The sequence below is a fragment of the Simplicispira sp. genome (assembly GCF_028687295.1).
GTDB lineage: Bacteria > Pseudomonadota > Gammaproteobacteria > Burkholderiales > Burkholderiaceae_C > Simplicispira > Simplicispira metamorpha.
The window spans coordinates 18098-28227 of the sequence record NZ_JAQUAL010000025.1; the positions used below are offsets into that span (position 1 = coordinate 18098).

Here is a 10130-nt window from a genome sequence, read left to right on the forward strand (position 1 = left end):
GCGCAGATAATTGCTATTTATTTAATAGCTGGTTGCGCAATACCAGCAAGCGCTGGAGGCATATTTGACGCATAAAAATATGCCTGCTGCGGTGCTTGCGCCGGGGCCGTGGCCCGGTGGTGCATCTCAGCGGCGCGAGGGCTGGCCGCCCAGCAGCCCTTCTCGGTCGGGCACCAGGGCGCCGATTTGCAGGCCCTGCGCGTCGATGTGGAACAGGTGCAGGGCGTTGGAGTGGCTGCTCTGGCGCACCTTGACCACGGCCATCACGCGCTGCAAACGGCTGTCGAGTTCGACATAGCGCTGCACGATGATGGCGTCGGTCAGAAAGGCGGCGCCATACGGGCTGAAGCGCAGGTCGTTGTAGCGGTCTTCCAGCTCCGAAGTCATCAGCACCGTGACACCGGTGCTGGCCAGCGCGGCCATCATGCGCGACAGCGCCCCCCGAAAATCGTCGCGGAACGTGGGTGCCAGCGCCAGCTCAAAACCAGAGAGCGAATCGATCACCACCCGGCTGGCGCGCAGGTGGTGGATTTCGGTGATGAGCAGCTGCGCGATTTCGTCCACCGACAACATATCCACCCGGGTGTCCACCACGCCCACCTGGCCGCTATCGATCAGCGCTGTCAGCACCGTGTCGCGCCAGCGGTGGGGGCGTTGCTCAAAAGCGGCGATGACGCCGGTTTCGCCCTGGCGCACACCTTCGGCCAGGAAGGCCGAGGCCAGAATGCTTTTGCCCGAGCCCGACGGCCCCGCCACCAGCAGCGAGTAGCCCCGGGGCAGGCCACCGCCCATCATGGCGTCCAGACCGGGGACGCCCATGGTCACCCGGTCGCTGCGCGCCTGCGCAGGAAGGGGTGGGCTGGGGTTTTGGTGCGGCGACGGCGCAAACACCTGCACGCCCGTGCTGTTGATGCGAAACGTGTGCAGGCCCGGCAGGGTGACCTGGCCGCGCATTTTCATGATTTCCATCTTGCGCACCACCGAGTTGCCCTGCACGCACTGGCGCAGCCAGATCAGCCCATCGGCCACGGTAAACACCGGGTTGGACTCTGATTCGCTGAAGTATTCACCGATCAGGAACGTCGTGGCCTGCCAGCTGCCCATCAGCACGCCCAGTTTCTGGACGAAATGCTGCATGCCCATGGGTGCGGGCTCGCCATGCGGCGGCGTCTGAACCACGGAGTGAAACGAGTCCACGAAAACCAGCGCCGGTTCGTGGGCCTGCACTTCGGCCACGATGTGATCGAGCACCCGGTTCAGATCACCGCCTGCGGCCTCCTCGGCCAGGCTGACAAAGCGGATGGAGCGGTTGAGCTGGTCCAGGTCGAAAAAGTCAAACTGCTGCTGGTAGCGCAGCATCTTCAGCGGCGGCTCGCCCAGCACCGTGAAGTACAGGGCGCGGCGTTCGGGGGTGGCCATGGCAAACATCATCTGGTGCGCCAGCGTGGTTTTGCCGCAGCCCGGCGGGCCCGCAATGAGGTTGAAAGACAGCTCAGGCAGGCCCCCGCCCAGCACCGCGTTCAGTCCGGCCACCCCGGTATCGAGGCACGGCAGGCGGTTGGTGCCGGTGCTCATGGCAGCCGCCTGTGTCCGGTGGGCAGTGCGGCGTGGCGTGGTGGGTACATGGCAGGGGCTCCAAAAGACCAGAAGGCGCCCACAGTGCGCTGTTTGCCGCACCCGGTCTGTGCGATGGCCCACACAGGCACCGCCAGGGCGCGCGGCGCGTCAGTCGAGCCCGAACTGCGAGCGCAAAGCGGCCCCAAACGCCGCGCCGCCACTGAGCGAGAGGCTCACCGTGTAGCGCTCGGGCGGCTGCGCGGTGCTGTGCGCATGGAGCTGGCCCGCCGATCCCTCGCAAGGCTCGTAGTGCAGGTGCAGCGCGCAGGCACCTTCTTGCAGGGTTTGCAGGTCGTAATCCCAATCGCCGCCTTCTTCGATGGGGCCGCGCTGGCCCCCAAAGCGCTGGTGCGCCCAGTCCAGCACCAGCAGCAGCTCGGCGCGCAGGGCGCTCCAGTGCGCGGACGTGACCGAGGCCAGCGCGTCCCAGGTGCCGGTGCCTTCGCCGTCTTCGCTGTAGTCAAAATCGAGGTAGCGCAGGTCATGTCGCATAGGGCTGGTCAGCAGAGGTGGATAGCGGGGCGCGCATTGTCCGACAAAGCCCCTGCGCTGGTGCCGGGGCATGATTTTTTCAACACCACACGAGGAGTTTTCATGGACAACGCAGCGCCGCTGTTGCGGGCAGAGGGCTTGTGCTTTGGCTATCCGCAGCACACGGTTTTTCAGGACTGGTCGGTGGATGTGGGCGCGGGCGCCACGCTGGTGCTGGGCGGCGAGGGCAGCGGCAAAACCACGCTGCTGCGCCTGCTGGCCGGGGCGGTGGCTGCCGATGCGGGCACGCTGGTGCTGGCGGGGGTGTCTTGGGCACAGGCCCCGCAGGCCTACCAGCGCCAGGTTTTTTGGCAAGACCCGCGCTCGGATGCGCTCGATGCCCTGGCACCACAGACCTGGTTCGAGACCCTGCGCCCCCAGTACAGCGGCTGGAGCGATGCCGCCCTGGCCGCGCACATCGAGGGCTTTGCCCTGGCGCCGCACCTGGGCAAGGCGCTGCACCAGTTGTCGGTGGGCAGCAAACGCAAGGTGCTGATGGCGGCGGCGCTGGCCTCGGGCGCACCGCTGACGCTGCTGGACGAGCCCGTCGCCGGGCTGGATCGCCCCTCGGTGCGGTACCTGCAACACGCCCTGGGCGACGCCGCACGCCAGCCGGGCCGCGCCCTGGTGGTAGCGCACTACGAGGTGCTGGAAGCCGTGCCGTGGGACGAGGTGATTGCATTGCCGGGTTGACCGACCGACCCTTCCCACTGGCCGGTTGTCGGCGGGCCGCAGCGTGGGGCGCTACATGGCCTTGAAGCGGTGGGCATACAGGCGGCTGACCGCCAGGCTCTCGGGTCTGCCCCGCAAATGGACGTGCAGCCGGCCTGCTTCGTCGCGCGATACCGTGGTGATGGCGCTGGCACGCACCAGGGTACCGCGGTGTATCTGCCAGAACGCTTGCGCGTCGAGCTGCGCCGCAAGCTCTTTGAGCGGGGTGCGGATCAGGTACTCGCGCTCGGCGGTGAGCACCCGCACGTACTTGTCTGCCGCCTCGAAGTACAGCACGTCCTGCACGGCCACCAAATGAATGTGTGCGCCGCTGCTGGCCTGCACCATGGTCAGCGGCACCACTGTGGCGCTAGCGCGCGCAGGGGCCGTGGCCGTGGCCGCCAGCAACTGGCGCAGCTGCGCCATGGTTGCTTCCAAATCAATAGCTGCTGGCGCACGGCTGGCAAGGGCTGATTGCAGTTTTTGTACAGTTTTTTGCAACCGCTGCGGCTGCACAGGCTTGAGCAGGTAGTCCATGGCCTGCGCCTCGAATGCCTGCACGGCGTACTGGTCGTAGGCCGTCACGAACACCAGGGCCGGAAAAGGCGCTTCTGCGCAGGGCCAGGCATCGGCCAGCTCGGCGGCGGCCTCCAGCCCGCTCTGGCCGGGCATACGGATGTCGAAGAACAGCACCTCGGGGCGCAGCGCCAGCGCCTGGCGCACGGCAGACAGGCCATCGCCCACCGTGGCCACAATGTCCAGCGCGGGCCATGCCTGGCCCAGGGCGTGGCGCAGCGCGTCGGCCAGCAAGGGTTCGTCTTCGGCGATCAGGGCGCGGGGCGGGGTCATGCGGGTGGGCCAGATTTCAAAGGAAAAGTGACTCTGGCGCTTATGCCACCTGCGCTAGCAGCTATCAATTCAAGAGCACTCTGGGCGCCGTACAGTGTGGCCAGCCGCTCGCGCACCTGGGTCAGGCCAAAGCCGTGGGCGGTGCCCGGGGCGCCTGCGCTCAGGCCCACTCCGGTGTCGTCCACCTGCAACTGCAAACACGGGCCTGTGGCGCCGGAAACGGTACGGGCCTGCACGGCGATATGGCCACCTGCCAACTGCGGCTCCAGCCCATGGCGGATGGCGTTTTCCAGCAGCGGCTGCAACAACAAGGCAGGCACGGGCACCGTGCGCAGGGCGTCGGGCAGGTCAAGCTGATAGGTCAGGCGCGGGCCCATGCGCACGGCCATGAGTTCGAGGTAGTCGCGCAGGCGGTCGAATTCCTCGGCCAGTGGGTGCAGCACGGCGCGCGAGGCGCCCAGCGTGGCGCGCAGGTAGGCGATCAGGTGGTCCAGCATGGTGTGGGCGCGTGCCGGATCGGTAGCCACCAGCACCCGCAAGGTGGCCAGGGTGTTGAACAGCATGTGGGGTTCGAGCTGCGCTTGCAGCAGTTGCAGGCGTGCCTCAGCGGCATCACGTTGGGTCTGGGCCATGCGTGCTTGCAGGTGGCGGGCACGGCCTTGGCTGTAGAAGAAGAATGAAACGCCCCCGCCCGCTGCGATGGTGATGGCCAAGGGCCACACCGTGCCCTGCTGGTGCGGCAGGTACTGGGCACTGCCGCTGTAGGCCTTGCCAATGAGCGAGCCCAGCACATACCCCGCGCTGATACCTGCCGCGACAAGCAACAGCCCGCGCCAGCCAGGGGGCCAGGCCGCGTGGCTGGCGCGCGTGAGCCAGGCGCGGCCCAGATCAATTACCAGCCAGGACACCAGGCCAATGCCCAGCGAGTACGCCAGTTGCACATCCCAAGCCCCCTGGCCAGAGACAGTCAGTGCCAGGGCGATGGCGCAGCACAGCAAGGCAGAAACAAGGCCGTGGCGCAGAAAAGGAGCGGTGTCGAAGTGCTGCATACCGGTGTGCGGGGGGGGAAGTGCCATTGTGCGGCAGGGTCAGCACGGCGCAGACGCCTGCCGGGCCAGTTGCCACAGGCGTGCAGCGCGCGCCGCCAACAGGCCATTGAACACGCCGTAGAGCGTAGCCACCTGCAGCGTGAAGGTGCTGTCATGGGCCAGTGGGGGTTGCAGGGCCAGCTCCACACCCACGACGTACTTGGTGAAGAAGATGCCCAGAATCAACCCCAGCGGCACACTGCTGCCGGGCAGGTGAAAGCGGCCTTCAGCTGTGTCGTAGTGCGTACTGGCGGGCGGTTGGGGCCGCCAGAGCAGGCTGGCGGTGGCCATCGCCAGTGCAGCCAGCAGCCAGGCAGCCACCGCGCCAACACCGTGGCTGCCGCTGAAGGCCCAAGCCAGGCCGTAGGCAGAAAACAAGGCCATGGCCACGGGCATCCACAAAACACGGCGCAGCCCCGCACGGCGCGGCAGCATCTGGCCCAGGCCCAGCCACAACAGGGACACCAGCAGGCCCCAAACCCAAAGCGGTGTGCGACGGACGATGGACAACAGCACGTGCGGCTGGTGCAGGGCGATATCGAGCAGCATGGTGGACTCCTGGTGGGGGCAGACAAGCAGGCAGCGCCTGAACAGCGCCCACTGTGCCCGGGCAGGGCGGCAGTGGCGATGGCTGTGCGACGCAATGCTGTGCTGTGGCGCGAAATGCCGCAGTGGCGGTGTGACCGGAGGTGGGCGGGCGGATAATCCGCGCTTTTATTTGCCGCAGCCAACGGGGAAAGACGCGCGTGGACATTGTTTTGCTGGTCAAGGCCGCCATCATGGGCGTGGTCGAGGGACTGACCGAGTTTTTGCCCATCTCATCCACCGGGCACCTGATTTTGGCGGGGGCTTTGCTGGGCATGGACGACGCCAAGGCCAAGGTGTTTGACATTGCCATCCAGACCGGCGCCATCTTTGCCGTCATCCTGGTGTATTGGCAAAAAATCCGCGCCACGCTGATCGAGTTGCCCCACCAGCGCCAGGCCCAGCGCTTTGCACTGAATGTGGTCATCGGCTTTTTGCCCGCCGTGGTGCTGGCGCTGATTTTTGGCAAGCTCATCAAGGCGCATCTGTTCACCCCGGAGGTGGTGGCCAGCACCTTCATCCTGGGCGGCTTGGTCATCTTGTGGGCCGAGCGGCGCCCACCCACGGCCACGCGCGTGTATTCGGTCGATGACATGACCGCGCTGGATGCACTCAAAGTGGGCCTGGTGCAGTGCCTGGCCATGGTGCCTGGCACCAGCCGCAGCGGTGCCACCATCATCGGCGGCATGCTGCTGGGCCTGTCGCGCAAGGCGGCGACCGATTTTTCGTTCTTCCTGGCCATCCCGACGCTGATTGGCGCCGGGGTGTACAGCCTCTACAAAGAGCGGGCACTGTTGTCACTGGCCGATCTGCCCATGTTTACCGTGGGGCTGGTGTTCTCGTTCCTGAGCGCCTGGGTGTGCGTGCGCTGGCTGCTGCGCTACATCAGCTCGCACAGTTTTGTGCCTTTTGCCTGGTACCGCATCGTCTTTGGCGTGGTGGTGCTGTGGACGGCCTGGAGTGGCACCATTGCATGGTCGGGTTAATAATCACCTGATGAAATCTTCCACACATACGCTCTTTCGCGCAGGGCTGGGCACCCTGGGTTTGGCGCTGTCTGCCACGGTCTGCTCTCAGGAGGCCACTGGCGCGGTTGCACCTGCTGCGGCGCAGCCATCGCCAGGCTTTAGCTGGGTGCTGGGGGGCACGCTGGAAAACAGCGCCAGCTACAGCGGCGGCAGCGACCGCAGCACCGGCCTGCGCCCGGTGATCGGGCTGGCGGTGGGGCGCTACACGCTCAGCACCGGCGGCGGCGGTGCCCTGCTGGACCGCGACCTCGACGCCCGCGACGCCTCGGGCCTGAGCACGCGCCTGTTCCAGGGCGGCAACCTGCGCCTGACCGGCTCGCTGCGCATTGACGGCGGGCGCAAAAACAGCGAAGAACCCTTGCTGCGCGGCCTGCCCGATGTGCGCCGCACCCTGCGCGTGCGTTTGGGCCTGGTCTATGACGTCAACAGCCAGTTCTCGCTGCGCAGCTCCTGGAGCCAGGATGTGCTGGGGCGCCAGGGCGGTGCCACACTCAACAACACCGCACGCTACGAGTTCACCCTGGCGCCAGGCACCGAGCTGGCGTTGGTGGCGGGCGCACACCTGGCCAATACCACCTACCTGCGCAGCTACTTCGGTGTGCCCGGCTCGGCAGCGGGCGTGACCACGGCACTGCCGCAGTTTGCGCCCAGCGGCGGCATGCACAGCACCGAGGTCGGCCTCGATCTGCGCCACAACCTGCACCACCACTGGGTGCTGCTGGGCGGTGTGCGCTACTCGCAACTGCGCGGTGATGCCCGCCGCAGCCCACTGGCCATCAAGCCCGACAACTACAGCGTATCCATCGGACTGGCCTACCGGCGCTGACGCAGCAGCACAGGGGCAGCAGGCCAACAAGCGTTCCTGAATCAGTAGCTGCTTGCGCACACTCCGGGGCCGCTCACTGCGGCCCTGCTGCCCTGTGTCTGAGTGCAAAATGCTCATGCGCCCATCCACGCATTCCCCCCCAATCACCTCGTTTGCCACCCACACCTCGGGCGGATCCCCTGGGCCTTGAGACTTTCGCTCACTGTGCTCGCGTCGGTCTGTTCAACCCAAGAACGCCCTCCATGAAGCTCAGCCTCAAACTTCCCTTGGCCTTTACCGTGTCACTGCTACTGCTGTTGGCAGCGGCGCTGTTTGGTATCAGCCGCTTGAACCAGGCGCTCAACACATATCAGACCTCCGTGGCGCAGAGCTTCGAGCATGAGCGATTGGCATCCAGCATGCTCAATGACTTCAAAGTGCAGGTACAGGAGTGGAAGAACGTGCTTCTGCGCGGCAAAGACCCAGCACAGCTCATGCGCTACTGGACAGCATTTGAGGTGCAGGAAAAGTCCATCAGCGACCAGGCGCAGAAGCTGCTGGCCACCTTGCCTGCCGGCGAGGGCCGCGAGCGTGTGTCCCAGTTTGTCCAGGCACACCAACGCATGGGGGCCGCCTACCGCACGGGTTTTGAAGCCTTCAAGGCGGCCGACCACGACCCGCAGGTGGGCGACAAGGCCGTCGCCGGCATGGACCGCGAACCCTCACAGCTGATTGACCAGGCCGGAGAGCTGATTGCCACCGCCAGCAGCGAAGTGGCAGCGCGCGCGGCCGCCACGGCGCAACGCGCTACCACCATCAGCCTGGTGGTGATGCTGGTGGTGTGTGCGCTTGGCATGGGCGGCGCAGTGGCTTTCAGCCGCACCGTGGTGCAGCCGCTGAACCACGCCGTGCGCGTGTCACAGGCGGTGGCCAGTGGCGACCTCACGGTCGCTACCGAAGTGCGCGGCAAGGACGAAATCGCACAGTTGCTCAACGCCCTGTACGCCATGCAGATGAGCCTGTCGCGCGTGGTGAGCAATGTGCGCAACAACGCCCACAGCGTGGCCGCCGCCAGCAACGACATTGCCCATGGCAACAACGATCTCTCAGCACGCACCGAGCAGCAGGCCAGCGCGCTGGAAGAAACCTCGGCCTCAATGGAGGAGCTGAGTTCCACCGTGCAGGCCAACGCCGAAAACGCCCGCCAGGCCAACCAGCTGGCGGTAAATGCATCCGCAGTGGCAGTGCAAGGCGGTAGCGTGGTGGCCGAGGTAGTAACAACCATGAAAGGCATCAACAACAGCAGCAAGAAGATTGCCGACATCATCAGCGTGATTGACGGCATTGCCTTCCAGACCAACATCCTGGCGCTCAATGCCGCCGTCGAAGCAGCCCGCGCTGGCGAACAAGGCCGTGGCTTTGCCGTGGTGGCCAGCGAGGTACGCAGCCTGGCCGGGCGCAGCGCCGAGGCAGCCAAAGAGATCAAAGCGCTGATCCACGCAAGTGTGGAACGGGTGGAGCAGGGCACCACGCTGGTAGACAAGGCAGGCACCACCATGACCGAGGTGGTGGCCTCCATCCGCCGCGTCACCGATATCGTGGGCCAGATCAGCGCAGCCAGCAGCGAGCAAAGCCTGGGCGTCTCGCAAGTGGGCGAGGCCATCACCGAGATGGACCAGGCCACCCAGCAAAACGCAGCGCTGGTAGAACAAAGCGCTGCGGCCGCCGAGGGCCTGAAGGCACAGGCAGGGCAACTGGTGCAGGCGGTAGCGGTATTTCGCCTGGCAGCGTCTTGAACCAAGACCAGGCGCAAACCCTGTGGCGTGCGCCCCAAGCGGCAGCAGATTCTTTTAACCAAAAAGGCCTCTGGCGCTCACCAATACATCGCAAGCAGCTATCTAATCAATAGCAAATCATCTACTCCTACTGGCCTGGCGCCGTGGCCGGTGCAGCCGCCATGGTGGGCGAAGCCAGCGCCCGCAGGTACGCCATCGTCTGCAAGCAAGCCTGCGCCACTTCCGTGCCCTTTTTCACGAAATGCTCACGGAAAAACCTCACATGCTCTTCATGGTCGTGAAAGTCTCGCGGTGTGAGCACAGCGGACATCACGGGCACCTCGGTATCGAGCTGCACGCGCATCAGGCCATCGATGACAGCGGCAGTGACAAACTCGTGGCGGTAGATACCGCTGTTGACCACCAGCGCGCAGGCCACGATGGCGTCGTAGCGCCCACTGCGCGCCAGCTTGCGCGCCAAGAGCGGTATCTCGAACGCACCGGGCACATCGAACAGCGCTATCTGTGCCGGCGACAAGCCGTTGCGCTTGAACTCGGCCAGTGCCGCATCACGCGCCTGGTGCACGATGTCCGGATGCCAGCTGGCGCTGATGATGGCCACACGGGCGCCACGGTGAACCGCCACGGGGGCAGCGGCAAGAACGGGGGAAGGGGACAACTGATTCATGGGGTCTCCAAAGACAGGTGGGCCAGAATCAGGGCGCGCGCGAACACAGCGCCCGGCACGATGGCGCGGCCCCCAGGCGCACAAGCACCCGCCAGCCGGCGCCCGCCAGGGAGCCATGGATTTCGCGATCTCTTTCATCCGGACTGTGACCGTCGGCTCTGGCATCGCACCAGATCTGCTGACCCTGCGGAACCAGTCAAAAACTGCCCCGCAGGCGCTCGCGGGCTCCTGCGGGCTTTTCAGACCACAGATACCGCCGGTGGGGAATTTCGCCCCGCCCTGAGAACGCTGCCGGGCCCAGATGAACTCCGGGCCTGGCGCACGGATTCTAGTACTACAGCCGTAGATTTTCTTCAGGAGGAATGCATCCCCGACGCCGGTAGTGGAACAGCTGCGCCCGTCGTTGATGTCGCCTGCGCCAGGCAGACCAGCGCAGGATATGGTCTGCGCCGT

The 10130-nt window shown here is 65.7% G+C and carries 10 protein-coding genes and 1 riboswitch; of the genes, 4 read left to right on the forward strand and 6 right to left on the reverse strand.

Going from position 1 to position 10130, the window contains the following annotated elements; all coding sequences use genetic code 11:
* Positions 1–126 precede the first annotated feature (126 nt).
* Positions 127–1575 carry an ATPase domain-containing protein gene (locus PHX69_RS04855; RefSeq protein WP_288042622.1) on the reverse strand — a complete coding sequence of 483 codons (1449 nt, stop codon included), beginning with the start codon at positions 1573–1575 and terminating at the stop codon, positions 127–129.
* Positions 1576–1725: 150 nt separating this feature from the next.
* A complete protein-coding gene (locus tag PHX69_RS04860) occupies positions 1726–2109 on the reverse strand; it encodes a hypothetical protein (RefSeq protein ID WP_288042623.1) in 384 nt (127 codons plus the stop codon).
* A gap of 102 nt (positions 2110–2211) precedes the next feature.
* Here PHX69_RS04860 and PHX69_RS04865 point away from each other — a divergent pair, with 102 nt between their 5' ends.
* Positions 2212–2841 carry an ABC transporter ATP-binding protein gene (locus PHX69_RS04865; protein WP_119013019.1) on the forward strand — a complete coding sequence of 210 codons (630 nt, stop codon included), beginning with the start codon at positions 2212–2214 and terminating at the stop codon, positions 2839–2841.
* Between the two features lie 51 nt (positions 2842–2892).
* Here PHX69_RS04865 and PHX69_RS04870 read toward each other — a convergent pair whose 3' ends face one another.
* From PHX69_RS04870 to PHX69_RS04880, 3 genes are read right to left on the reverse strand one after another with little or no spacing between them, the layout of a single operon-like run.
* Positions 2893–3708 carry a LytR/AlgR family response regulator transcription factor gene (locus tag PHX69_RS04870; RefSeq protein WP_288042624.1) on the reverse strand — a complete coding sequence of 272 codons (816 nt, stop codon included), beginning with the start codon at positions 3706–3708 and terminating at the stop codon, positions 2893–2895.
* Positions 3705–4784: a sensor histidine kinase gene (locus PHX69_RS04875; RefSeq protein WP_288042626.1), complete on the reverse strand. Its 1080-nt coding sequence runs from the start codon at positions 4782–4784 to the stop codon at positions 3705–3707. Before PHX69_RS04875 ends, PHX69_RS04870 begins: the two co-directional genes overlap by 4 nt.
* 12 nt (positions 4785–4796) lie before the next feature.
* A complete protein-coding gene (locus PHX69_RS04880) occupies positions 4797–5345 on the reverse strand; it encodes a DUF6622 family protein (protein WP_288042627.1) in 549 nt (182 codons plus the stop codon).
* Between the two features lie 197 nt (positions 5346–5542).
* Here PHX69_RS04880 and PHX69_RS04885 point away from each other — a divergent pair, with 197 nt between their 5' ends.
* The 3 genes from PHX69_RS04885 (at position 5543) to PHX69_RS04895 (ending at position 9010) form a co-directional block, all read left to right on the forward strand.
* Positions 5543–6367 carry an undecaprenyl-diphosphate phosphatase gene (locus tag PHX69_RS04885; RefSeq protein ID WP_288042629.1) on the forward strand — a complete coding sequence of 275 codons (825 nt, stop codon included), beginning with the start codon at positions 5543–5545 and terminating at the stop codon, positions 6365–6367.
* Positions 6368–6377: 10 nt separating this feature from the next.
* Positions 6378–7235: a MipA/OmpV family protein gene (locus PHX69_RS04890; protein WP_119012987.1), complete on the forward strand. Its 858-nt coding sequence runs from the start codon at positions 6378–6380 to the stop codon at positions 7233–7235.
* Between the two features lie 242 nt (positions 7236–7477).
* The gene (locus PHX69_RS04895; protein WP_288042630.1) at positions 7478–9010 is read left to right on the forward strand and encodes a methyl-accepting chemotaxis protein; all 1533 of its coding nucleotides are present in this window, start codon (positions 7478–7480) and stop codon (positions 9008–9010) included.
* Positions 9011–9137: 127 nt separating this feature from the next.
* Here PHX69_RS04895 and PHX69_RS04900 read toward each other — a convergent pair whose 3' ends face one another.
* On the reverse strand, positions 9138–9677 hold the full coding sequence (locus tag PHX69_RS04900; RefSeq protein WP_288042631.1) for a 6,7-dimethyl-8-ribityllumazine synthase: 540 nt from the start codon (positions 9675–9677) through the stop codon (positions 9138–9140).
* 122 nt (positions 9678–9799) lie between these two features.
* A riboswitch (FMN riboswitch) is annotated at positions 9800–9968 on the reverse strand.
* Positions 9969–10130 lie beyond the last annotated feature (162 nt).